Genomic DNA, 23,354 nt, shown 5'->3' on the forward strand with positions numbered 1-23,354 from the left:
CGCGCGCCAGCCGTATCCTGGACACCGTGAGTGAGATCGAGATCCGGGTGGTGCGGTTCGACGCGCCGGTGGCGCAGCAGTTGATCCGGGCCGCGCTGGCCGACCTCGGTGCCCGCTACGGAGGCACCGGCGACGACACCCCGGTCGCCGCGAGCGAGTTCGAGCCGCCGGACGGCGCGTTCCTCGTCGCCTACCTGGCCGGTGAGCCGGTCGGCTGCGGTGGCTGGCGCAGCCACGGTGCGGGCACCGCCGAGCTGAAGCGGATGTACACCGCCCCGGCGGCCCGCGGTCGCGGCGTGGCGCGGACGGTCCTCGCTGCCGTCGAGCGCTCGGCCCGCGAGCAGGGCCGCAAGCGGATGGTCCTGGAGTGCGGCGACAAACAGCCCGAGGCGATCGCCATGTACGTGTCCGCCGGTTATGACCGGATCCCGAACTTCGGCTTCTACAAGGACGCGGAGGGCTGCCTCTCCTTCGGCCGCACGCTCTGAGCGGTCGCCGCCCACCCGGGCGCGGACACGACAGAGCCGGCGGACCGCAGGGGGCCGCCGGCTGAGCCGAACGAGAAGAGTTGGTGCTGCCGCGTCAGGCGCGGGTGACCTTGCCGGCCTTGATGCACGAGGTGCAGACCTGCAACTTCTTGGTGTTGCCGCCACCGGCCGGGGTACGCACCGACTGGATGTTCGGGTTCCAGCGGCGGTTGGTCCGCCGGTGCGAGTGGGACACGTTGTGGCCGAAGCCCGGTCCCTTGCCACAGACGTCGCACACGCTAGCCACGGGATACTCCTGGGATTGAAACGTTCATGAGGTCGCCGGCAGGCGCTGCCCGGGCAACCTGGTCAGGTTACCCGATGACCCGCCGACCCGGCCAACCGACCCGGTCGGGCGGTCGTGCACGGCCCGGCCCGGGCCTGCTGGTGGGCCGGTGGGCCGGCCCGGCGGCAACCGTACCGGAGGCGTCGACCCGGCCCGGGAGCGCCGTCGGACCGGGCGCGGACGGACACGCCGGACGAGTCCGACGCGTGTCGGTGCGCAACAGTAGGCTTCTGGCCGTGCTGGACACCCTCGACGCCGCCGCGGTCCGCCGCTGGTGTGCGAGCGGGCTGGCCGCGCTCAAGCGCCACCAGGGCGAGATCGACGAGCTCAACGTCTTTCCGGTGCCCGACGGTGACACCGGCACCAACCTGGTGCTCACCCTCACCTCGGCCCAGCAGGCCCTGTCGATGGACCTGGACACCCTCCCCGACAGCGGCCCCACCGCCCACGGGCACGCGCTACGGCTGATGGCACAGGGCGCGCTGCTCGGCGCCCGGGGCAACTCGGGGGTCATCCTCTCGCAGATCCTGCGCGGCTTCGCCGACGCCGTCGTGGCCGTGCCGGTGGTGCGCGGGCAGGCCCTGGCCGTCGCGCTGCGGGCCGCGACCGCCGCCGCGTACACGGCGGTCGGCCGTCCCGTGGAGGGCACCCTGCTCACCGTCGTCGCCGCGGCCGCCACCGGCGCCGAGCAGGTGGGCGGCGACGACCTGCCCGCGGTGGCCCGCGGCGCCGCGCGGGCGGCGGCCGAGGCCCTGGCCCGTACGCCCGAGCAGCTGCCGGCCCTGGCCCGCGCGGGGGTCGTCGACGCGGGCGGGCGGGGGCTCTGCGTCCTGCTCGACGCCCTGGTCGAGGTGCTCACCGGGGAGGGCGCCACAGGGCTCGCGCCGCCGCCGCGCACCGCCCGCCCGGCGGCCACAGTCGCGCGGGAGACCGGCTCCGAGGAGTACGCCTACGAGGTGCAGTTCCTGCTCGACGCCCACGCCGACGCGGTGGCCGTGCTGCGCCGGACCCTGGAGGCGCTGGGTGACTCGCTGGTCGTCGTCGGTGACGGGCGTGAGCCGGGCGGCACCTGGAACGTGCACGTGCACGTCAACGACGTGGGCGCGGCGGTCGAGGCGGGGGTCGCCGCCGGCCGCCCGTACCGGATCTCGGTGACCCGCTTCGCCGACCAGCCGGAGCCGTCCGCCGGCCCGACCGAGGACGGTCGGGCCGCCGTGGTGGTGGCCACCGGCCGCGGGATCGCGGAGCTGTTCGCCGCCGAGGGCGCGACGGTGGTGCCCGGCAACCCGTCCACGGGTGAGCTGCTGGACGCCGTGCGCAGCACCCGGGCGGCCCGGGTGGTGGTGCTGCCCAACGACCCCAACACGGAGGCGGTCGCGAGCGCGGCGGCCCGCGAGGCGCACCGGCACGGCATCAAGGTGAGCGTGGTGCCGACCCGTTCGCCGGTGCAGGCCCTCGCGGCCCTGGCGGTCCGCGACGGCACCCGTCGCTTCGAGGACGACGTGATCGCGATGGCCGAGGCGGCCGGCGCCTGCCGCTACGCCGAGGTCTGCCACGCCAGTCGGGAGGCGCTGACGGTCGCCGGCCCGTGCCGCCCCGGTGACGTGCTGGCGCTGGTCGAGGGGGAGGTGCACCTGATCGGCACCGACCTCACCGACACCTGCGCCGCAGTGGTCGACCGGATGCTCGGCGGCGGCGGGGAGCTGGTCACCCTGCTGGCCGGGGTGGACGCCCCCGCCGGGCTCACCGATGCCGTCCGCGCGCACGTCGCGCGGCGCTGGCCGTTCGTCGAGGTGCAGGCGTACCCGGGCGGCCAGCCGTTCTATCCGCTTTTGGTGGGGGTCGAATGAGCGAGCCGGCCACGGTGGACACCCCGTTGAAGAAGCTCGTCGGGGACAAGACGGCCAAGGCGTTGGCCGCCCACCTCGACCTGCACACCGCGGGGGACCTGATCTACCACTTCCCGCGTCGCTACGACGAGCGCGGCGAGCACACCGACATCCGGTCGCTGGACGTCGGTGAGCAGGTCACCGTGCTGGCCCAGGTGCAGCGCACCACCGTACGGCCGATGCGCCAGCGCCGGGGCAACCTGCTGGAGGTGACCGTCGGCGACGGCTCCGGCGGCCTGCTGACGCTGACGTTCTTCGGCAACCAGGCGTGGCGCGAACGGGAGCTGCGTCCGGGCCGGTGGGGGCTGTTCGCCGGCAAGGTCACCGAGTTCCGGAGCAAACGCCAGCTCAACGGCCCGGAGTACGTCCTGCTCGGCGAGGGCGGCGAGGGCGAGGCGGCGGTCAGCGACGAGATCGAGGAGTTCGCCGGCGCGCTGATTCCCGTGTACCCGGCCGCGGCGGCCGTCCCGACCTGGGTGATCGCCCGCTGCGTACGGGTCGTGCTGGACACGTTCACCCCGCCGGAGGATCCGCTGCCGTCCTCCGTCCGCGCCAGCCGCAACCTCGTCGACCTGGGCCCCGCGCTGCGGGAGATCCACCGGCCGTCCACCAAGGAGGCGCTGCACCGGGCGCGGCGACGACTCAAGTGGGACGAGGCGTTCGCCGTCCAGCTGACGCTGGTACAGCGCAAGCACCGGGCCGCCGACTGGCCGGCCCGGCCCCGCCCACCACGCACGGGTGGGCTGCTGGACGCCTTCGACGCCCGACTGCCGTACGAGCTGACGGCCGGTCAGCGCGAGGTCGGCGTGGAGATCGCCACCGACCTGGCGGCCGCGCATCCGATGCACCGGTTGTTGCAGGGCGAGGTCGGCTCGGGCAAGACGGTGGTGGCGTTGCGGGCCATGCTCCAGGTGGTCGACGCGGGCGGGCAGGCCGCGTTGCTGGCCCCCACCGAGGTGCTGGCCGCGCAGCACCACCGGGGCATGCTCGACCTGCTCGGGCCCCTCGGGCGGGCCGGTGAGCTGGATTCCGCCGAGCACGCGACCCGGGTGGAGCTGGTCACCGGCTCGCTGGGCGCGGCAGCCCGCCGACGGGCGCTCGGCGAGGTGGCCAGCGGCAACGCCGGCATCGTGCTCGGCACCCACGCGCTGCTCTACGAGGGGGTGGACTTCGCCGACCTGGGCCTCGTGGTGGTCGACGAGCAGCACCGCTTCGGCGTGGAGCAGCGCGACGCGCTGCGCGCCAAGGCCGACCAGCCGCCGCACACGCTGGTGATGACTGCCACCCCGATCCCGCGCACGGTGGCGATGACCGTCTACGGCGACCTGGAGGTGTCCACTCTCTCCCAGCTGCCCCGGGGCCGGTCGCCGATCGCCTCGCACGTGGTGCCGGCCGCCGAGAAGCCGGCCTTCCTCGACCGGGCGTGGCGCCGGCTGCGCGAGGAGGCGGCCGCCGGCCACCAGGCGTACGTGGTGTGCCCGCGAATCGGTGACGGCCCGACGTCCGACGAGGAGCCGCCGCCCGAGGACGACAACGGCCGCCGGCCGCCCCTCGCCGTGACCGAGGTGGCCCCGCTGCTGGCCGAGGGGCCGTTGCACGGGCTGCGGATCGGGGTCCTGCACGGCCGGCTGCCCGCCGACGAGAAGGACGCGGTGATGCGCTCCTTCGCGGCCGGTGACCTGGACGTGCTGGTGGCGACCACGGTGATCGAGGTCGGTGTCGACGTGCCGAACGCCACCGTGATGATCGTGCTGGACGCCGACCGTTTCGGTGTCTCCCAACTGCACCAGCTGCGTGGTCGGGTCGGCCGGGGTGCCGCCGCCGGGCTCTGCCTGCTGGTCAGCGAGGCCGCCGAGGGCTCGTCGGCGCGGGAACGGCTGGACGCGGTGGCGTCCACAAGTGACGGCTTCAAGCTCGCCGAACTGGATCTGGAGCAGCGCCGCGAGGGTGACGTGCTGGGCGCCACCCAGTCCGGGCACCGCTCGCACCTGCGCCTGCTGTCCCTGCGCCGCGACGCCGACCTGATCCGCGACGCCCGTGCCGAGGCGATCACCCTGGTCGAGGAGGACCCGGAGCTGATCCGCAACCCGGCGCTGGCCGCGTCGGTCGCCGCGCTCGTCGACGAGGACCGCGCGGAGTACCTGGAGAAGGGCTGAGCGCTCCTCGCTGACCGGTTTCGCGGAAACCGGGGTGTCCCGACCACGGTGACACCCCGGTTTTCTGGTTTCCGAGCCGATCTCCTGCACAGACCGAGGGCGCGCCGACCGGGTGGTCGACGCGCCCTCGGGCTTCAGCGCAGGTCAGGTCAGGCGGTGAAGGTCACCCGACGCCGACGGGCGATGACGAAGAGCACCGCGCCCGCGATCAGCAGGGCGATGGCGCCGGCGGCGATGCCGCCCGCGGCCGCACCGGTGACCGGGAGGCCCGGCTCGTCCTCGCCGCCGCCACCGCTACCCCCGCAGTTGCCCTCCGGCGTGTAGATGGCCTCGAGCTCCAGGTCCATGTCCGGCAGGGCGACGATCGCCGTCTTGTCCTTGCCAGCCTTGAAGGTCACCGTCTCCGACGCGTCGGCCGCGACCGTACGGGTCTCGGTCTTGTCGCCGTAGGTGAACGTGGTCTTCACCGGCAGGCCACCCTCGGGGTTGGTCACGGTGAGGGCGAACTCCTTGCAGTCGGCCTTGGTGGTGACGGCCGGCAGCGGGCAGTCCTCGGGGCGCTGCCACGAGTACGTGCCGTTCTCGATGACCTTGCCGTCGACCAGCACCTCGATCTTGCCGGCGTCGGCGGCGGGCACCACGATGCTGCTGTCGGCCTTACCCGGCGCGACGGAGACCTTCTTGGTGAAGCCGTTCTCGCCCTTGACCTCGAACTCGACGGCGTACTTGCTGATCTTGCCGTCGTTGCTCAGCGAGACGGCGACCGAACCGTCGCACTTGGACGCGAAGGTCGAGGCCGGGGTGACGCAGCTCTTGCTGCCGCCGTTGTACCAGCCCTGCGGGCCCTTGGACCGGTTGCCCGGAGCGCCCGGCGAGCCGAGCTTCTTGTTGTCGTAGCGCTTGCCGCCGTCGACGATCTCGTCGATGACCTGGTCCTTGTCGCCCCAGATGAGGTCGACCTGGGTGTGGCAGTCCGGGATCTCGACGTTAAGCGTGATCTCGCTCTGCTTGGCGCTGACGAAGTCGCTGTCCGGCGTGCCGTAGACGTACTGCGGGGTGGCGAACTGCGGCCGGGGCGCGAAATAGGACACCAGCGTGAAGTACTGCTTGCCGTCGCCGCAGAGCGGCAGGTCACCGTCGAGCTTGACGGTGGCGGTGCCCTTCGGACCGTCGAACGTGTGGCTGAACGTGGCCTTGTTGACGTCGACGCACTTCGGTGCCGGCGCGCAGGACCTGTCAGCGGCGAGGGTGATGCTCTTGGCCCGGGTGTCCTCGGCGGCTTTGACGTCCCCCACCCACCATTCGGCGTGCACCTCGAGGCTGGCGGTCGTCGTGTTGCCCGGCACCCGTTGAACGGCCTCAACAGTCGCGCTTCGGGGGAGGAGGTAGCCCTGCAGCGGCACCTCCTTCGCGCCCTGCATGAGCGCGTTCACCGGAGTCCCCGGATTAGTGGTCACCTTCTGGAGCGTCGCGTCCTTGTCGGCCTGACTGTTCTCCACCGACCACGTGATCAGACGCTCGCCGGTCTGCCGGTCGCAGCCGACCTTGGCGTTGATCGTGGTGTGGTGTGCGCTGGCTGGGGTGGCCACCGCGGCGACCCCGGTGAGGCCGACGAGGGCGGCTCCCAGGATGGCCAGCGGTCGCCGGAGCGACAGCTTGGGACGGATCACGGGTACTCCTGGAGTGCTGAAGCGTTTGGGGGTGTGGCACGAGAGTGACAGTGGACGGTCGCTGCACGTCCGATCGGAGAGGCGCCCTCCCGAGCCGTGGGCCGGCGGGTTGGCCGTCGGCACCCGGCAGACCCTAGCGATATCGCCGCGCGTGATACAGCGCTCAGGATTTGCTAAGACTGATGTTATGAACTTGAGATCATTGATATACGAGAAGTGATCACGTGATTCTCCTGGCGGTACCGACCGTGTCGAGAGCGGCCCCGAAGGGTCGCGTAGCGTCGGGGTCATGAGCAGGAGGAAACGGTGACCCGGATCGTGGCCGGGACGCTCGGGGGGCGGCGGATCGCCGCGCCTCCCGGCGCCGGCACCCGACCCACCTCCGACCGGGTCCGGGAGGCGCTGTTCAGCGCCGTCGAGTCCGAGGTCGACCTCGACGGCGCCCGCTTCGCCGACCTGTACGCCGGTTCCGGCGCGGTCGGGCTGGAGGCGCTGTCCCGGGGCGCCCGACACGTTCTGCTTGTCGAGTCCGATCCGCGGGCGGCCCGGGTGATCCGGGAGAACGTGGCGAGCCTGCGGGCCGGCCCGGCCGTACGGCTGGTCACCGGCAAGGTGGCGACCGTGCTGGCCGCCGGCCCGGACGGCGGCCCGTACGACGTGGTCTTCGCCGACCCGCCCTACGCCGTGCCGGACGCGGAGATCACCGCGCTGCTGACGACGCTTGTCGACGGCGGCTGGCTGGCGCCCGACGCGCTGGTGGTGGTGGAGCGGTCCCGTCGCACCAGGCAGTTCGAGTGGGTGGAGGGGATCACCCCCGAGCGCAGTCGCCGGTACGGCGAGACCACCCTTTGGTACGGTCGCCGATCATGAGACGTGCGGTGTGTCCCGGCTCGTTCGACCCGGTCACCAACGGACACCTCGACATCATCGGCCGCGCGAGCCGGCTGTTCGATGAGGTGATCGTCGGCGTGCTGATCAACCAGTCGAAGAGCGGCCTGTTCACCGTCGAAGAACGGATCGAGATGCTCCGCGAGGTGACCGCCTCGTACGGCAACGTGCGGGTCGAGTCCTTCCGGGGGCTGCTCGTCGACTTCTGCCGCGCCCAGCAGGCGAGCGTGCTGATCAAGGGGCTGCGGGCGGTCAGCGACTTCGACTACGAGTTGCAGATGGCCCAGATGAACATCGGGCTGGCCGGGGTCGAGACGCTCTTCATGCCGACCAACCCGCTCTACTCGTTCCTCTCCTCCAGCCTCGTCAAGGACGTGGCCAAGTGGGGCGGCGACATCTCCGCCCACGTCCCGGACCCGGTCCGCGAGGCCCTCCAGTCCCGCCTGGGCCCCCCGCCCCTGACCTGACCCGGCCGATCTCGCACGTACCGTTCCCGGTTCGCCCCTTTCGCGCTGCTTTGCCGCCACCCGAAAGTGCAAGGTCGGCGCGGGGGAGGGAGTGCGGGGGGCGGGGAGTGACCATGTCGCGACTCGCCGGGTTGGGGTGAGTGGGGCGGCGGTGGGGCGGGCACGACATGATTGGTCGAGCAGGAACCCGGCCGTGGCCCGCATCATGGAGGTCGGCCGACGAACGACAGGAGTGAGGTACCGGTGGACCCGCTCGATCGCATCGACGAACTGATCGCCATGGTGGAGCAGGCGCGCTCCGTCCCGATGTCGCGCAACAACTGCATGGTCGACCGGGGCGAGATGATCGCCGCCCTGGACGAGATGCGTGCCGACCTCCCCGCCGACCTGCGTCGAGCCGCCGCGCTCCTGGAGGAGCGCGACAAGATCATGGACGCCGGCAAGCGCGAGGCGGACCGGATCATCAGCGAGGGTGAGGCAGAACACGCCCGCCTCGTCTCCGTGAACGAGATCACCGTGTCGGCCGAGCACGAGGGCGCCCGGATCATCGCCGAGGCCCGCGCCGAGGCGCAGCGCCTGCGCGAGGAGGTCGACGACTACGTCGACACCGCGCTGGCCAACTTCGAACAGTTCCTCACCCGGGCTCTCGCCTCGATAGAGCGGGGCCGCGACAAGATGCACGCGCTGCGGGAGATCGGCACCTTCGGTGGGGATGAGGCGGAACGCCCGCTACCCTTCTGAGCGGCACTTCACCAGCCGACATTCTCGCCACAGGCGTCCCCCCGGTTCGACGGTCCGGCGGTCGCCCAGGTAACCTTTTTTGTCGGCCTCTCACCGGCCGGAGTCTGACTATGCCCAAGCACTCGCCATCGACACTCGACCCCAGGTCGCCGCTGGTCCTCGACACGAGGGACCTGCCGCGTCGCCCTGGCGCGTTGCGTGAGGTCCAGCGGGTCGTGCCGGCACCGGCGGACCTCGGTGTGGAGTTGATCGGCGTGCCGGAGGGCGCGGACCTCGACCTCGATCTGAGGTTGCAGTCGGTGTCCGAGGGCGTGCTCGTCTCCGGGACCATCACCGGTCCCATCCGGGGCGAGTGCGGGCGTTGCCTGCGCGAGATCAACGAATCGATGGCCGTGACGATCCAGGAGCTGTACGCGTACGAGAACAGCACCACGGACGCCACGACCGACGAGGACGAGGTGGGCCGGATGCAGGGCGATCTGATCGACCTGGAGCCGGCGCTGCGGGACGCGTTGGTGCTCACGCTGCCGACCAACCCGCTCTGCCGGGAGGACTGCCCTGGACTGTGCCCCGAATGCGGGGCGCACTGGGACGATCTGCCGGCCGACCACAGTCACCAGCAGATCGACCCGCGTTGGGCGGGCCTGTCGCAACTGACCCGTACAGAGGAGTAAGAACCGTGGCCGTCCCCAAGCGCAAGATGTCGCGCAGCAACACCCGGTCCCGCCGGGCGAACTGGAAGGCGACCGTGGTCGCGACCGTCGCGTGCCCGCAGTGCAAGTCCCCGAAGCTGCCGCACGCCGCCTGCTCCGTCTGCGGCACCTACAACGGCCGCCAGGTTCTCGAGGTCTGACCTGGACGCCGAGTGACGCCCCCGACCCCAGGTCGGGCGGCGCGCGCACCCTGGCAAACGCCCGGTGCCCCGGCTCCCTCCGACGCCGGCCGGCCCACTCCGGCCGGCGTACCGATGGAGCCGGGCACCGCGCGGATCGCCGTTGACCTCCTCGGCGGGGACGACGCTCCCGCCGTCGTGGTTGACGGCGCTCTGCGGGCCGTGCGCGCCGATCCCGATCTGCACCTGCTGCTCGTCGGCCCGACCGAGGTCGCCGACGCGCTGATCGCTGCCCTCGCCCCGCCCGAGCGGGCCCGGATCACGGTCCGACCGGTCCGAGCCGCCGTCGGCATGGCCGACCATCCCAGCGCGGCCCGCTCGGAGAGCACCGTCCGGGCCGCCGTCACCGCCGTCCGCGACGGCACCGCCGACGCCCTCGTCTCGGCCGGCGCGACCGGCGCCACGGTCACCGCCGCCGTGCTCGGGCTCGGACGCTGGCCGGAGATCCGCCAACCCGCCCTGGTCGCCACCCTGCCCGCGGTCGCCGGGCCGGTGGTGCTGCTCGACGTCGGCGGTTCGCTGGAGCCCCGCCCCGCCACCCTGGCCCGGCACGCCGTGCTCGGCGCCGCGTACGCCGCGGTGGCCCATTCGGTCGTCGCGCCGCGGGTCGGCCTGCTCTCGGTCGGCACCGAGGCCGGCAAGGGCGACCGGGTACGCCGTGCCACCGACCCCCTGCTCGCCGTCGAACCGCTGCCCTGCGGGGCACGCTACGTCGGCCTGGTCGAGGGGTACGACGTGACTCTCGGCGCGCGCGCCGATGTGGTGGTGACCGACGGTTTCACCGGTAACGTGCTGCTCAAGGCGATCGAGGGCGCGTACGCGATGGCCGGCGGCCCGCCCGTCGTCGGCGGCGCGCCCCGGGCCGCCGCCCTGCTGGGCGTCGCCGGGACGGTGGTCGTCTGTCACGGCTCCGCTCGCGCCGACGACGTCGCCTCCGGCATCGCTCTCGCCGCCCACCTGTGGCGACGGCGTGCCACCGAACTGGTCTCCGCGTTGCTCGACGGCGACGCCGCGACGGACCGCACCGACCGCTCCACCGACACCGAGGTACGCACATCATGAGCAACGACAAGCGGCGGCGGGCGTCCGTCGGTCACCTGGAAGCCGCGTTCGGCGTCAGCCTGGAGCCGGACCTGCTGGAACGCGCGCTGACCCACCGCTCGTACGCGTACGAGAACGGCGGCCTGCCGACGAACGAGCGGCTGGAGTTCCTCGGTGACTCGGTCCTCGGCGTCGTGATCACCACGGCGCTGTTCCACAACCACCCGGACCTGCCCGAGGGCCAGTTGGCGAAGCTGCGGGCGAGCGTGGTCAACATGCGGGCGCTCGCCGACGTGGCCCGCGGCCTGGGCCCGGACGGCCTCGGCGCGTACCTGCTGCTCGGCAAGGGCGAGGAGACCACCGGTGGCCGGGACAAGGCGAGCATCCTCGCCGACACCCTGGAGGCGCTACTCGGCGCCATCTACCTCCAGTACGGGCTGGACACCGCCGGGATCGTGATCCACCGGCTCTTCGACCCGCTGATGGCCGAGTCGGCCGGCCGGGGCGCCGCCCTGGACTGGAAGACCAGCCTCCAGGAGTTGACCGCCGCGCTCAGTCTCGGCGTGCCCGAGTACCGGATCGAGGGCACCGGACCGGACCACCTCAAGACGTTCACCGCCTGGGTCGTGGTGGCCGGCAACCGGTACGGCGGCGCGGAGGGGCGCAGCAAGAAGGAGGCCGAGCAGCGGGCCGCCGAGGCGGCCTGGCGGATGCTCACGGACCAGCACGAGCAGAACGCCCAGCAGGACCAGCAGAACAGGTCCGACCAGGACGAGTCGTTCGGGCCGCCCGACAGCGCCGAGCAGGCGGCCCGGGCCGAGGTGGCCGACCACCTGGCGCAGGCCATGCCGGCCGACGTGGCGGAGCAGCAGACCCCGCCCGAGCGGCAGACGTCCGCCAACGGCGGCGGCCCGACCGAGGCCCGCGACGCCGAGGCCCCGAGTGGCCACGAGACGGGTGTACGTCGTGCCTGAGCTGCCCGAGGTGGAGACCGTCCGGCAGGGGCTGGCCCAGTGGGTCACCGGCCGGCGGATCGCCTCGGTCGAGGTCCGACACCCGCGCGCCGTCCGGCGGCACGTCCCCGGCGGCGCGCACTTCGCCGACGTGCTCGCCGGCCGGACCATCGTGGACGTGCGCCGCCGCGGCAAGTACCTGTGGCTCCCGCTGGACAGCGGCGACGCGGTGATCGGGCACCTCGGCATGTCGGGTCAGTTGCTGCTCCAGCCGCCCGGCACCCCCGACGAGACCCACCTGCGGGTGCGGTTCCGGTTCGCCGACGACGGGCCCGAGCTGCGCTTCGTCGACCAGCGCACGTTCGGCGGGCTCGCGGTCAGCGAGGGCGGCGTGGACCTCCCCGCGGAGATCGCGCACATCGCCCGCGACCCGATGGACCCGGAGTTCTCCGACGCGGCGTTCGTCGCCGCGCTGCGCCGGCGGCGGACCGAGGTGAAACGGGCCCTGCTCGACCAGACGCTGATCTCCGGCGTGGGCAACATCTACGCCGACGAGGCGCTCTGGCGCGCCGGGCTGCACGGCGCCCGCCCCACCGACGCGCTGACCGGCCCGGCCGCGCAGCGCCTGCTCGGTCACGTCCGCGATGTGCTCGCTGAGGCGATCAAGGAGGGCGGCACGAGCTTCGACGCCCTCTACGTCAACGTCAACGGCGAGAGTGGTTACTTCGACCGGGCGCTGAACGCCTACGGCCGCGAGGGCGAGCCGTGCCGGCGGTGCGGTGCGCCGATCCGCCGCGAGTCGTTCATGAACCGCTCCTCGTACAGCTGCCCGCGCTGCCAGCCCCGGCCTCGGGGTGCCCTTCGGGGATGACCCGGAGCTGGCTCCGGGTCGGCACCGGCGGGTCGCGGCCGGACGCTCCGGGCCACACCCCGGCGTACGCCCGAATCGCGGGTTGATGCCCGTCCGGCGGGCCCGCCGCCCTCGACGGACCGACTCCGGGGCGGACGGGGGCCGTTCCCCGATGTGACCGCCTCGTCACGCCCCTAACGTCAGCACCGTTGACAGGGGGTCGACGTGACAGGGGGACGCGAGATGGGCAACAGACCGGTGACCGTGCGGATGGCGCGGTGGAGCGCCGAGCATCCGTGGCGGGCGATCGCGTTGTGGGTCGTGTTCGTGGCGGTGTGTTTCGTCGGTGGCAACGCCGCCGGCCTCACCGAGGCCACCAGCGGCGACCAGGCGATCGGCGAGGCCGGACGGGCCAGCATCATCGTGGACGGGGGGGCCTTCGACGATCCGGCCGTGGACAACGTCCTGATCACCTCCCGGGGTGGCGCCCTGGACCCGGCGGCGGCGAAGGCGGCGGCCGACGACGCGGCCGCCCGGCTGCGGACGGTCACCGGCGTCGCCGAGGTCGGCCCGCCGGTCACCGCGCGGGACGGGTCCGCGCTGCTGCTGCCGATCACCATGTCCGGTGACCCGGAGACCGCGTCGGACCGGGTGCAGCCGCTGCGCGACGTCACCGCCACCGTGCAGGGCGCGCACCCGCAGCTCCGCGTCGAGCAGGTCGGCGGGCCGTCGATCGGCCAGGCGCTCGACGACACCCTGGGCAAGGACTTCGAGCGCGCCGAGCTGCTGAGTCTGCCGGTCACCCTGGCCATCCTGATCATCGCGTTCGGCGCGTTGATCGCGGCCAGCGTGCCGGTGCTGCTGGCGCTCTCCTCGGTCGCCGCCGCGATGGGCCTGTCCACCCTCGCCTCGCACCTCGTGCCGGCCACCGACACCACGGCACCGGTGATCCTGCTGATCGGCATGGCGGTGGGGGTCGACTACTCGCTGTTCTACATCCGCCGGGAGCGGGAGGAACGGGCCAAGGGCCGCTCCGGCCTGGACGCGGTGGAGATTGCCGCGGAGACCTCCGGGCACGCCGTGGTGGTCTCTGGCTTCGCCGTGATCATCGCGATGGCCGGGCTGTTCCTCGCCGGCGACGTGGTCTTCTCGTCCCTGGCCGTCGGCTCGATCCTGGTGGTCGCCGTCGCGGTGACCGGCTCGCTGACCGTGCTGCCGGCCCTGCTGGCCAGGCTGGGCCGCTGGGTCGACCGGCCCCGGGTGCCGCTGCTCTGGCGGCTGACCGCGCCGCGCACCGGCCGGCACGGCGAGCCCCGTACGCCCCGGCTCTGGCCGGCGGTGCTCCGGCCCGCGCTGCGCGCCCCGGTGGCGACGCTCGTCATCTCGGTCGGCCTGCTGCTCGCGCTGGCCGCGCCGGCGCTCGGCATGAAGCTGAAGTTCCCCGGAATGGAGGACCTGCCGCGCACCACGCCGGCCATGCAGGCGTACGACCGGCTCACCGCGGCTTTCCCGAGCACCGGCACCAGCCACGTGGTGGCCGTCCGTGCGCCGGCCGAGCAGGCCGACCGGGTCAACGCGGCGCTCACCGACCTTGCTGCCCGGGCCGGAGGCGACCCGCTGTTCGCCCCCGCCGAGGCGGACGGCCCGAAGATCAAGGTGTCGGCCGACCGGCGGGTGTCGGTGCTGGACGTCGCCACGCCGTATTCCAGCAGGGACGACCGGTCGGTGCGGTCGCTGGAGAAGCTGCGTGCGGACCTGGTCCCGGCCGAGCTGCGGGGGATCCCCGGGATCGAGTACGCGGTCGGCGGGAGCGTGGCCGACAGTGAGGACTACGCGTCGCACGTCCGCGACAAGCTGCCGCTGGTGATGGGCTTTGTGCTGGTGCTCACGTTCCTGGTCATGGCCTTCACCTTCCGTTCGGTGGTGGTGGCGGCCAGCTCCATCGCGTTGAACCTGCTCTCCGCCGGCGCCGCGTACGGGTTGCTGGTCCTGGTCTTCCAGGGGGAGTGGGCCGAGGGGCTGCTCGGCTTCACCTCGATGGGCGCGATCGTCTCCTGGTTGCCGCTGTTCCTGTTCGTGGTGCTCTTCGGCCTCTCGATGGACTACCACGTCTTCGTGGTGAGCCGGATCCGCGAGGGGGTCCGGGCCGGCATGTCCAACCGCGACGCGGTGTCGTACGGCATCACGTCGTCGGCCGGGGTGGTGACCAGCGCGGCGATCGTCATGGTCGGGGTGTTCTCGATCTTCGCCACGCTGAGCACGATCGACATGAAGCAGCTCGGCATCGGCCTGGCGGCGGCGATCCTGCTGGACGCCACGATCATCCGGGGAGTGGTGCTGCCCGCCCTGATGACCATGCTCGGCGACGCGAACTGGTGGGCCCCGCGGTTCCTGCGGCGACGCCCGGCGCCCGCGCCCACCGACCCGCCGGCCCCCGCGCCGGAGCTGGTGCCCGTCTCCTGAGTAGCCGGTCGTCTCTCGTGCCGGGCCGCGACTCGCGGCCCGGCACGTGCCGTCCGGGCGACTGTGCACCCCCAGCGCGATCGGGCGTCACGGCAGCGCGCAGGGTTCCCGCCAGGCGTTCAACGTCCGGTCCTTGCGTATCGACGCGAAGCCGTAGCCGACCGTGGTGACGCAGAAGTCGTCGGTCGACCCGGTGTACTCGACGTGGAAGACCGGCTTGCCCGCGTCCACGAACGGCAGCAGCTTGGCGCACTGGTCCAGCCGGACGCACTCCTCGTTGACCACGAAGTCGAAGTCCGGCGCCAGCGCCGCGAGCTGCGGCACGTCGTTGACCAGCCCGGGGGAGAGGTCCAGCGTGCGGGCCAGCTGGGCCAGCCGGCGGTTGAACAGCAGTTGGTCGTCGAAGCCGAGAGGGAAGCCGCTGCGGTGGACGTACCCGTCGGCGTCGGAGAGGGCGACCGCGCCGAAGCCCTTGCCCCGGCACAGCCGGAACCGGTCGGCCAGCACCGGCTCCAACGCGTCCCACCCCCGCACGTCCAGCCACCGGCTGCCCGGCTGTGGGCCGGCCGCGCCCTGCACGGCGGCGGGCACCCGGCTGGCGTCCGGGTCGGTCGAGCGCAGCGAGCCGACGGGCACCTGGCAGATCAGCCGTCGGTCACGGGCGCGTAGTTCGGCCGTCTGCGCGGCGGTGGTGGCCACCGGGTCGAGCAGGAAGACGTCGGCGTCCACCGTCGGGTCGAGCGGGCCGTCGAGTTGCCACTGCCACTGCCAGTGACGGGCCTGGGTGGCCGGCCACGGGGTGGGCGCGCCCGGCGGGATCAGCTCGCGGCGGCACCCGTACGCCGGCACCACCAGGATGAGCGCGACACCGGCCGACACGATCCTGCGCAGCGGGCGTGCGACGGCACGTCGCCGCAGCCGGATCCGCATCGGCAGCTCCCGGGTCCTGGGCGGCTGGTCGCCGCCCACACCGGCACGCCGCCCCCACGTCCGGTCCGGCGTGCCTCACCGGGTCCAACGAGCGCGGGGGCGTGGGCGACGCGCCCTCAGCGCGGCGCCGCGAAGACCTGCGTCCAGTACGGCCCGTTGCTGCTGGCGATGCCGACGCCGATCTCGGTGAACGCGCAGTTGAGGATGTTGGCCCGGTGCCCCGAGCTGTTCATCCAGGCGTCCATCACGGCGGCCGGCGTCTTCTGGTTCCACGCCACGTTCTCGCCGTAGGTGCGCCAGGCGTAGCCGACGCGGTCCAGCCGGACGCCGGTGTTGCTGCCGTCGCTGCCGGTGTGCGACATGTTCTGGTGGTCGGCCTGGTCCTGGCTGTGCCGCTGCGCGGCGGTCATCAGCTTGTCGTCGACGCTCAGCGCCTTGCAGCGGGCCTTGGCCCGCTCGGCGTTGACCAGGTCCACCACCTCCTGGGCCTGGGCGCTGACGGTGCCGCTGCCGCCTCCGGAGCCGCTGGTGCTGCTCGGGGCCTTGCTGCGCTCGGCGCTGCGCCGGGACGTGGCGGTGGTCCGCGACGCGGCCGGGGTGGGCTTGACCACCTTGCTCGGCGACGGGCTCGGCCGTGCCGGGCTGGGCGAGCTGGTCGGGGAGGGGGCGACCAGGGCGTCACGCGCCGGCTCGTCGGTCGGGCCGTTCCCGCCGGGCATCGCGAGCGCGCCGACGCCGACGCTCACCACGAGGGTGGCTGCCGCGGCGGCGCCGCCGATCATCAGCGGACGACGCCAGCGCCGGGGTGAGCGGTGCCGTCCGCTGCCGGTCCGTCCGTTGCCGGCGGCCTCCGTGCTCCAGCCGCCGGTGGTCTCCGCGTCGGACTCGGTACGCCAGCCGCCGCTGACCTCGGTGGGCCGGGCGTCGTCGTGCCAGCCGCCGGTCGCTTCCTCACCTCGTCCGAGGCCCGGCCATTCGGTGGTCGGTGCCTCCACGGGCGCGGGCTGCCAGCGGGCGGTGGGCTCCGCGCGGTGCCACTCGTCGCCGGGCTGGTCGGGGTCGTCGCCGAACAGGTAGGTCGAGCGGGGCTCCGGACGGTCGCGCAGCCAGTCCGGCTCGTCGGTCGGCCGCTCGGCGCGCCGGGGGGCGCCGTTCGGGTCCATCGGGTCGGTCCAGCCGTACACGGCTCTGCCTCCACGGGGTCGGTTGCGGGCCGGGGTGACGCTACGACTCGCCCGCGACCTGCGGCAACGTGGCTAAGGAAGAGTTAAGAGGAAGTCGGACGTCCAGGCGCTGACTTCCCCGAATCCCGGCGTACAGTAAAGGAGTCCGGACAGAGCGTGTCCGTGCCTTGCGGCAGCCCCCCGACAAGTGGACAGGTCGACGTGGAGATGATCTACGGCCTGCGAGAACTTGACGAAGGAGGGGTTTGCGGCTTAATATATAGGTGTCGCCAGTCGCGCCCGGTCATGCCCAGATACACCTGGAATGACAGCCGCGTACAAAATTGGGCGCGCGTTGGCCGGCCTTTCCGGCAGCGCATATCAAGGAGTCAGCATGGCGAAGGCCCTCTACGGCCACGTAGGTGCAGCGCCCGACCGGCGTCTGCTCGACGAGGTCACCCGACTGCGTGCCAGGGTTCAGGCACTGGAGTTCGAGATCACGCGTCTGCGTGCCGACAATGATCGGCTCGCGGCGGCTGCGGCGGAAGCGGACGACCTGCTCCGTCTCGCCGAGCCGGCGCTGACCTGATCTTCGGGGCGGAAAACTGAATCGCAGCACCACCGCAAAAATGCGCGCCGACACCTCTGTGCCGGCGCGCAACGCTGTCCGGCACCTTTCGTGCCCGACCATTTGTGATCTTGTAACCGGCTCCGTGATAACCGCAGCACAGTTTCACCGAAACAAGCCGGGCGGCGGGCCGATCGTGAGCGTTGTTTGTCTTTCTCGGCCCTGCCGTTACACCAGCGCGGTCGGCCCGCGGTCACCGTCCGCGCCGCCCGCCGGGACCACCCGGGGCGGGTCGCGTGCCGGGTCGGTCCCGCCATCGGGTTAGTCTGCGGGTTCACCCAGGTCCGCGCAGCCGGCGACGGTACGGCGGCCACCGGACGAGGATCGAGTAGGTGTATCTCAAGAGCCTGACGGTGAAGGGCTTCAAATCCTTCGCCTCCGCCACGACGTTGAAGCTGGAGCCCGGGATCACCTGCGTGGTGGGCCCGAACGGCTCCGGCAAGTCCAACGTCGTCGACGCCATCGCCTGGGTGCTCGGCGAGCAGGGCGCCAAGGCGCTGCGCGGCGGCAAGATGGAGGACGTCATCTTCGCCGGCACCGCCGGCCGTGCGCCGCTGGGCCGCGCCGAGGTCACCCTCACCATCGACAACACCGACGGCGCGCTGCCCATCGAGTACACCGAGGTCTCCATCACCCGCCGGATGTTCCGCTCCGGCGAGAGCGAGTACGAGATCAACGGCAACTCCTGCCGCCTGCTCGACATCCAGGAGCTGCTGTCCGACTCCGGCATCGGCCGGGAGATGCACATCATCGTCGGTCAGGGCCGGCTCGACGGCATGCTGCACGCCAAGCCCGAGGACCGCCGGTCGTTCATCGAGGAGGCGGCCGGCGTCCTCAAGCACCGCAAGCGCAAGGAAAAGGCGCTGCGCAAGCTCGACGCGATGCAGGTGAACCTCAACCGGCTCACCGACCTCACGGCCGAGTTGCGCCGCCAGCTCAAGCCGCTGGGCCGGCAGGCGGAGGTGGCCCGGCGTGCCGCCACCATCCAGGCCAACCTGCGCGACGCCCGGTTGCGACTGCTCGCTGACGACCTGGCCACGCTGCGGACCACCCTCGACCGGGAGATCGCCGACGAGACCGCGTTGCGGGAGCGACGCGAGCAGATCGAGGGCGAGCACACCGAGGTGCAGGGCCGGCTCGGCGAGTTGGAGGGCGCCCTCGCCGAGGACGCGCCGCTGCTCGCCGCCGCGCAGGACACCTGGTACAAGCTCTCCGCCCTGCAGGAACGCTTCCGCTCGATCGAGCAACTGGCCCGCGAGCGGCTGCGGCACCTCAGCGCCACCGGCGACGACGAGCGGCCCGGCCGCGACCCCGACCAGCTGGAGGCCGAGGCGGAACGCGTCCGCGAGCAGGAGGAGGAGCTGCGCGCGGCGCTCACCGACGATCAGATCCGGCTGGCCGAGGCGGTCGAGCACCGCCAGGAGCTGGAACGGCAGCTCGCCGCCGCCGAGCGGGAGCTGGTGGCCGCCGCCAAGGCCATCGCCGACCGGCGCGAGGGCATGGCCCGGCTCACCGGCCAGGTCAACTCGGCACGAGCCCGGACCACGAGCGCCGGTGAGGAGATCGAACGCCTCGCCGTCGCGCACGCCGACGCGCTGGGCCGCGCCGAGCAGGCGCAGGCCGACCTGGACGCGGTGGCCGCGCAGTCCACCGAGGCGGACCGGGACAACGCCGACCTGGACGCCCGGCACGCCGAGGCGGTTGCCGTCCAGGACCGGGCGCAGGCAACGGTCCGGTCGCTGACCGACGCCGAGCGGGCCGCCGAGAAGGACGCCGCCACCTGGAAGGCCCGCGAGGAGGCGCTCGCCCTGGGGCTGCGGCGCAAGGACGGCGCGGGAGCGCTGCTCGCCCGCGCCGGCGACGTGCCCGGCCTGCTCGGTAGTCTCGCCGGGCTGCTCACCGTCGCGCCGGGGCACGAGGCCGCGCTGGCCGCCGCGCTCGGGGGACTCGCCGACGCGGTCGCCGTCAGCGGGGTGGACGAGGCCGTCGAGGCGATGCGGCTGTTGAAGATCTCCGACGCCGGTCGCGCGGGCCTGCTGGTCGGCAGCCCGGCGGGGCCCGGCATGACGGGCTCGGCCGACGCGCTGCGCCCGAAGCTGCCCGACGGCGCCCGCTGGGCCCCCGACCTGGTGGAGTGCACGCCCGACATTCGTCCGGCGGTGCACCGGGCGCTGCGCGACGTGGCGCTCGTCGACGACCTCGCCGCCGCGGCCGAGCTGGTCGCCGGCAACCCCGAGCTGCGGGCCGTCACCCCGGACGGGGACGTGGTCGGGGCGTACGCGGCGGCCGGCGGATCGGCCAAGGCGCCCAGCTACATCGAGGTGCAGGCGGCCGTCGAGGAGGCCCGCACCAATCGGCTCGCCGCCGAACGGGCCGGCGCCGAGCTGCGCGACCAGCTCGTCGAGGCGCGTGCCGAGGTCGCCGCCGCCAAGGAGGCCGTGCAGCACGCCGCCGCCGAGAAGCGCGAAGCGGAGAGCCACCGCAACGCCGCCGCCCGCCGGCTCGCCGAGCTGGGCGCGGCCGCCCGCTCGGCCAAGGCGGAGACCGACCGGCTGGGTGAGTCCCGGGCCCGCGCCGAGGCGGCCCGGCAGCGGGATCTCGCCACGCTCGACGAGCTGGAGGAGCGGCTGCGGCTGGCCGAGGAGACCCCGGTCGACGCCGAGCCCTCCACCGAGGAGCGGGATCAGCTCGCCGCCATGGTGCCGCAGGCCCGGCAGAACGAGATGGAGGTCCGGCTCGCCGTGCGTACCGCCGAGGAGCGGGTCTCCTCGATCGCCGGCCGGGCCGACTCCCTCGCCCGGCAGGCCACCGCGGAGCGGGCCGCCCGCGAACGCGCCGCGGCCCGGCGGGCCGCGCGCACCCGGGGCGCGGGCATCGCCCGGGCCGTCGCCGGCGGCGCCCGGGAGGCGCTCACCCGACTCACCACGTCGATCGCGGCGGCCGAGGAGCACCGCGACGCCGTCGCGCGGGAGCGCGCCGCCCGCGAGGCCGAGCTCCAGGAGGTACGCGGGGCAGCCAAGCGGCTCGGCGCGGAGCTGGAGCGGCTGACCAGCCAGGTGCACCGCGACGAGGTGGCCCGCGCGGAGCAGCGCCTGCGCATCGAGCAGCTGGAGGCGAAGGCCGCCGAGGACTTCGGGCTGGACGTGGAGACGCTGGTCGCCGAGTACGGCCCCACCCAGCCCGTTCCGCCCACCCAGGCGGACGTGGCGGCGGCCGAGCGCGACGGTCTGCCGGTGCCCGAGCCGGTCCGCTACGAGCGGCCGGTGCAGGAGAAGCGGGCCGCCAAGGCGGAACGCGAACTGGCCCTGCTCGGCAAGGTCAATCCGCTCGCGTTGGAGGAGTTCGCCGCGCTGGAGGAGCGCTTCAAGTTCCTCTCCGAGCAGTTGGAGGACCTCAAGGCGACCCGGCGGGACCTGCTCACCGTCGTGAAGGACGTGGACGAGCGGATCCTGGAGGTCTTCGCCAGCGCGTTCGAGGACACGGCCCGGGAGTTCGAGCAGGTGTTCACGGTGCTCTTCCCCGGCGGCGAGGGTCGGCTGATCCTCACCGACCCCGAGGACCTGCTGACCACCGGCGTCGAGGTCGAGGCCCGACCGCCGGGCAAGAAGATCAAGCGGCTGTCGCTGCTCTCCGGTGGCGAGCGGTCGCTGACCGCGGTGGCCATGCTGGTGGCGATCTTCCGCGCCCGGCCGAGCCCGTTCTACATCATGGACGAGGTGGAAGCGGCCCTGGACGACGTGAACCTGGGTCGGCTGATCACATTGCTGGCACAGTTGCGGGAGAAGAGCCAGCTGATCGTCATCACGCACCAGAAGCGGACGATGGAGATCGCCGACGCGCTCTACGGGGTGACCATGCGCAGCGGGGTCACCCAGGTGATCAGTCAACGGCTCAACCGGGCCGACGAGGACGACCAGCGGCCCGGCCGCGGCGAGGAGAACGGGTAGTGGCTCGGGAACGCGCGACGGCGCTCCTGCTGGACTTCGACGGCGTACTGCGCCGGTGGGACCCGGCGGTGGCCGCCGATGTCGAGCGGGAGTACGGCCTCGCCGAGGGGGTGCTCGGCGACATCGCCATGCAGTGGGGGCGGCTCCAGCCGGTGCTCACCGGCCAGGTCAGTCACGCCGAGTGGGTGAGCAGCGTGGCGGACGCCCTGACCGAGTCGGTGGGCAGCCCCCAACGGGCCCGCGCCGCCGTCGAGCAGTGGCAGAGCTACCGGGGAGAGGTCGACCAGGAGGTGCTGGCGTTCGTCCGGGAGGTCCGCGCGGCGGGCGTCCGGGTGGGGCTGGGCACCAACGCCACCGACCTGCTCGACACCGACCTGGCCGCGCTCGGCCTGGTCGGCGAGCTGGACGTGGTGGTCAACTCCTCCACGCTCGGGGTGCACAAGCCGACGCCGGAGTACTTCCAGGCCGCCTGCCAGGCGCTGGCCACCCCGCCGGCCCGGGTGCTCTTCGTCGACGACGAGGACTGGGCCGTGCGGGGCGCCCGGGCCGCCGGGCTGTCGGCGCACCGCTGGGGCGGCCACGCCGACCTGCGCTACCTGCGGGCGGCCCTGGACTGCTGAGCGGCGCGGTAGGAGGGGCGCCTTGGCTGACCCGCGAGGCCGACATGCTGACAAGCGGTATACCTCAGAGACATAAATATGTCTCTGAGGTATACCGCTCACCACCGCATCCGCCCCGGCGGAGGTGACCGAGGGTGACCGTTCTACCGTACGGCGCCGGAACCGGTTGACCGGGCCTGTTCACTCGCCGGTGACGCCGTCGATGCGTTCCCGGATCAGGTCGGCGTGGCCGTTGTGCCGGGCGTACTCCTCGATCATGTGCACGTACACCCAGCGCAGGTTGAACGTGCGCTTCTTCGCGCCGACCTCGGTGAACGTCTCGTCGAGCGAGTGCCCGGCGGCGGCCGCGCGGGCCAGGGCCACCTCGCGGTAGAAAATGGCGAAGTCCGCCTCGGCGTCGGCGGCGCTCACGTCGTGGTCGGCGTCCGGGTTCTCCGGCGTGAAGTACGGGTAGTCGACGCGCTCGCCGGCGAAGTTCTCCCGGAACCACCACGCCTCCACCTCGGCGAGGTGCCGGACGAGGCCGAGCAGGGTCAGCCCGGACGGCTCGACGCTCGGAGTGCGCAACTGCTCCTCGGTGAGACCTGCGCACTTGAGCAGCAGTGTCTGCCGGTGGTAGTCGAGCCAGCCGTCGAGCATGGTGCGCTCGTCGCCGACGTACGGTTCCGGGTTCCGGGTGATCTCCGGTGCGATCCACGTCATGGCGCGCATCCTGCCCGGCACACTGACCTGACGCGACGGGTTATTCAGGGCACCACGACGACGGGCCAGTGACCCTTGCGGACCAGCCGGGTGGCGACCGAGCCGACCAGCCGGTGACCGGCCTGCTCGGACGCGCCCACCACCACCATGTCGGCCTGGAACTCGTCGGCCGCCGCGCACAGCTCGGCGTACGCGTCGCCGCGCCGGCACAGGAAGGTCACCGGGATGCCCAACTGCTCGGCCCCACGCCGGCACTCCCGGCGCAGCTCGTCGGCCAACTCGTCGTACGTGCGCTGGACCGCGCCGGCGTCCATGCCGGGCACCAGGGCGGTGAGCCCGCTCGCCGAGCTGACGAAGACCACCACCAGGGCGGCGCCCTGCCGGCGGGCCAGCCCGGCGGCGTAGGCGCCGGCCCGCCCGGAGGTACGGGTGCCGTCCACCCCCACCATGACCACCCGCGGGCCGTCCGTGCCCCGCTCGAAGGGCAGCGGGCTGATCCGAGGGCCGTACTCCTCGCGGTCCGGCGCTCCCACGCTCATGG

General features: G+C 72.9%; 20 protein-coding genes and 1 pseudogene. 15 read left to right on the plus strand and 6 right to left on the minus strand.

From position 1 onward, the window contains the following. The first annotated feature begins 26 nt into the window (after positions 1-26). Positions 27-488, plus strand: coding sequence for a GNAT family N-acetyltransferase (locus ACFYPH_RS05375; protein WP_355133338.1), 462 nt, complete (start codon positions 27-29; stop codon positions 486-488). A 94-nt stretch (positions 489-582) separates the two neighbouring features. On the opposite strand, the gene rpmB is transcribed toward ACFYPH_RS05375, so the two are convergent. Beyond that, the gene (gene rpmB, locus ACFYPH_RS05380) at positions 583-774 is read right to left on the minus strand and encodes a 50S ribosomal protein L28 (RefSeq protein WP_007456456.1); all 192 of its coding nucleotides are present in this window, start codon (positions 772-774) and stop codon (positions 583-585) included. 275 nt (positions 775-1,049) lie between these two features. Between rpmB and ACFYPH_RS05385 the strand changes: the two genes are divergently transcribed. Together ACFYPH_RS05385 and recG are read left to right on the plus strand one after the other, a co-directional pair. Beyond that, positions 1,050-2,663, plus strand: coding sequence for a DAK2 domain-containing protein (locus tag ACFYPH_RS05385; RefSeq protein ID WP_354860062.1), 1,614 nt, complete (start codon positions 1,050-1,052; stop codon positions 2,661-2,663). Next, positions 2,660-4,858, plus strand: a complete 2,199-nt coding sequence (gene recG / locus ACFYPH_RS05390) for an ATP-dependent DNA helicase RecG (RefSeq protein WP_387179163.1) — start codon at positions 2,660-2,662, stop codon at positions 4,856-4,858. Before ACFYPH_RS05385 ends, recG begins: the two co-directional genes overlap by 4 nt. 149 nt (positions 4,859-5,007) lie before the next feature. Here the strand turns inward: recG and ACFYPH_RS05395 are convergent, their stop codons facing one another. After that, positions 5,008-6,528 (minus strand): cell wall anchor protein, encoded by a 1,521-nt coding sequence (locus tag ACFYPH_RS05395; RefSeq protein WP_387179166.1) that lies wholly within the window; start codon positions 6,526-6,528, stop codon positions 5,008-5,010. A 306-nt stretch (positions 6,529-6,834) separates the two neighbouring features. Between ACFYPH_RS05395 and rsmD the strand changes: the two genes are divergently transcribed. The 9 genes and pseudogenes from rsmD to ACFYPH_RS05440 all read left to right on the plus strand — a co-directional run bounded on the left by rsmD (position 6,835) and on the right by ACFYPH_RS05440 (position 14,823). Further along, on the plus strand, positions 6,835-7,398 hold the full coding sequence (gene rsmD, locus ACFYPH_RS05400) for a 16S rRNA (guanine(966)-N(2))-methyltransferase RsmD (protein ID WP_354860055.1): 564 nt from the start codon (positions 6,835-6,837) through the stop codon (positions 7,396-7,398). Continuing rightward, on the plus strand, positions 7,395-7,883 hold the full coding sequence (gene coaD, locus ACFYPH_RS05405) for a pantetheine-phosphate adenylyltransferase (protein ID WP_354860053.1): 489 nt from the start codon (positions 7,395-7,397) through the stop codon (positions 7,881-7,883). Before rsmD ends, coaD begins: the two co-directional genes overlap by 4 nt. Before the next feature lie 243 nt (positions 7,884-8,126). Further along, the gene (locus ACFYPH_RS05410; protein ID WP_234590503.1) at positions 8,127-8,624 is read left to right on the plus strand and encodes a hypothetical protein; all 498 of its coding nucleotides are present in this window, start codon (positions 8,127-8,129) and stop codon (positions 8,622-8,624) included. Positions 8,625-8,734: 110 nt separating this feature from the next. Then, complete coding sequence (locus tag ACFYPH_RS05415; protein WP_357981126.1) at positions 8,735-9,298, plus strand: YceD family protein; 564 nt, start codon at positions 8,735-8,737, stop codon at positions 9,296-9,298. A gap of 5 nt (positions 9,299-9,303) precedes the next feature. Continuing rightward, positions 9,304-9,477, plus strand: a complete 174-nt coding sequence (rpmF, locus tag ACFYPH_RS05420) for a 50S ribosomal protein L32 (protein ID WP_030335284.1) — start codon at positions 9,304-9,306, stop codon at positions 9,475-9,477. 114 nt (positions 9,478-9,591) lie between these two features. Then, the gene (locus ACFYPH_RS05425) at positions 9,592-10,578 is read left to right on the plus strand and encodes a phosphate acyltransferase PlsX (RefSeq protein ID WP_354863221.1); all 987 of its coding nucleotides are present in this window, start codon (positions 9,592-9,594) and stop codon (positions 10,576-10,578) included. Next, positions 10,575-11,291 (plus strand): annotated as a pseudogene (gene rnc / locus ACFYPH_RS05430) (ribonuclease III); the annotation flags it as partial. The gene ACFYPH_RS05425 and the pseudogene rnc, both read left to right, overlap by 4 nt. 232 nt (positions 11,292-11,523) lie before the next feature. Next, positions 11,524-12,381, plus strand: a complete 858-nt coding sequence (gene mutM, locus ACFYPH_RS05435) for a bifunctional DNA-formamidopyrimidine glycosylase/DNA-(apurinic or apyrimidinic site) lyase (RefSeq protein WP_387179172.1) — start codon at positions 11,524-11,526, stop codon at positions 12,379-12,381. Positions 12,382-12,603: 222 nt separating this feature from the next. Next, positions 12,604-14,823: an MMPL family transporter gene (locus ACFYPH_RS05440; protein ID WP_387179175.1), complete on the plus strand. Its 2,220-nt coding sequence runs from the start codon at positions 12,604-12,606 to the stop codon at positions 14,821-14,823. An 87-nt stretch (positions 14,824-14,910) separates the two neighbouring features. Here the strand turns inward: ACFYPH_RS05440 and ACFYPH_RS05445 are convergent, their stop codons facing one another. Then, positions 14,911-15,753 (minus strand): endo alpha-1,4 polygalactosaminidase, encoded by an 843-nt coding sequence (locus ACFYPH_RS05445; protein ID WP_387179178.1) that lies wholly within the window; start codon positions 15,751-15,753, stop codon positions 14,911-14,913. Between the two features lie 116 nt (positions 15,754-15,869). Then, positions 15,870-16,916, minus strand: a complete 1,047-nt coding sequence (locus ACFYPH_RS05450) for a CAP domain-containing protein (RefSeq protein ID WP_387179374.1) — start codon at positions 16,914-16,916, stop codon at positions 15,870-15,872. Between the two features lie 394 nt (positions 16,917-17,310). Between ACFYPH_RS05450 and ACFYPH_RS05455 the strand changes: the two genes are divergently transcribed. The 3 genes from ACFYPH_RS05455 to ACFYPH_RS05465 all read left to right on the plus strand — a co-directional run bounded on the left by ACFYPH_RS05455 (position 17,311) and on the right by ACFYPH_RS05465 (position 22,111). After that, entirely contained in the window at positions 17,311-17,505 is a 195-nt protein-coding gene (locus tag ACFYPH_RS05455) for a hypothetical protein (protein ID WP_007456482.1), read from the plus strand. Between the two features lie 371 nt (positions 17,506-17,876). Next, entirely contained in the window at positions 17,877-21,491 is a 3,615-nt protein-coding gene (gene smc / locus ACFYPH_RS05460) for a chromosome segregation protein SMC (RefSeq protein WP_387179181.1), read from the plus strand. After that, the gene (locus ACFYPH_RS05465; RefSeq protein WP_354856425.1) at positions 21,491-22,111 is read left to right on the plus strand and encodes an HAD-IA family hydrolase; all 621 of its coding nucleotides are present in this window, start codon (positions 21,491-21,493) and stop codon (positions 22,109-22,111) included. Before smc ends, ACFYPH_RS05465 begins: the two co-directional genes overlap by 1 nt. A 180-nt stretch (positions 22,112-22,291) precedes the next feature. On the opposite strand, the gene ACFYPH_RS05470 is transcribed toward ACFYPH_RS05465, so the two are convergent. After that, positions 22,292-22,813 (minus strand): DinB family protein, encoded by a 522-nt coding sequence (locus ACFYPH_RS05470; protein WP_354856423.1) that lies wholly within the window; start codon positions 22,811-22,813, stop codon positions 22,292-22,294. Positions 22,814-22,857: 44 nt separating this feature from the next. Continuing rightward, positions 22,858-23,352: a universal stress protein gene (locus ACFYPH_RS05475; RefSeq protein ID WP_354856421.1), complete on the minus strand. Its 495-nt coding sequence runs from the start codon at positions 23,350-23,352 to the stop codon at positions 22,858-22,860. Positions 23,353-23,354 lie beyond the last annotated feature (2 nt).

Source organism: Micromonospora sp. NPDC005252, from assembly GCF_042872475.1.
Classification (GTDB): Bacteria; Actinomycetota; Actinomycetes; order Mycobacteriales; family Micromonosporaceae; genus Micromonospora.

Excerpts from the sequence above, each read along its gene's own strand:
- recG (WP_387179163.1), top strand. The coding sequence starts at position 2,660 with ATGAGCGAGCCGGCCACGGTGGACACCCCGTTGAAGAAGCTCGTCGGG.
- coaD (WP_354860053.1), top strand. The coding sequence starts at position 7,395 with ATGAGACGTGCGGTGTGTCCCGGCTCGTTCGACCCGGTCACCAACGGA.
- ACFYPH_RS05415 (WP_357981126.1), top strand. The coding sequence starts at position 8,735 with ATGCCCAAGCACTCGCCATCGACACTCGACCCCAGGTCGCCGCTGGTC.
- ACFYPH_RS05425 (WP_354863221.1), top strand. The coding sequence starts at position 9,592 with ATGGAGCCGGGCACCGCGCGGATCGCCGTTGACCTCCTCGGCGGGGAC.
- ACFYPH_RS05440 (WP_387179175.1), top strand. The coding sequence starts at position 12,604 with ATGGGCAACAGACCGGTGACCGTGCGGATGGCGCGGTGGAGCGCCGAG.
- ACFYPH_RS05445 (WP_387179178.1), bottom strand. The coding sequence starts at position 15,753 with ATGCGGATCCGGCTGCGGCGACGTGCCGTCGCACGCCCGCTGCGCAGG.
- ACFYPH_RS05450 (WP_387179374.1), bottom strand. The coding sequence starts at position 16,916 with ATGGACCCGAACGGCGCCCCCCGGCGCGCCGAGCGGCCGACCGACGAG.
- ACFYPH_RS05455 (WP_007456482.1), top strand. The coding sequence starts at position 17,311 with ATGGCGAAGGCCCTCTACGGCCACGTAGGTGCAGCGCCCGACCGGCGT.
- ACFYPH_RS05470 (WP_354856423.1), bottom strand. The coding sequence starts at position 22,813 with ATGACGTGGATCGCACCGGAGATCACCCGGAACCCGGAACCGTACGTC.
- ACFYPH_RS05475 (WP_354856421.1), bottom strand. The coding sequence starts at position 23,352 with ATGAGCGTGGGAGCGCCGGACCGCGAGGAGTACGGCCCTCGGATCAGC.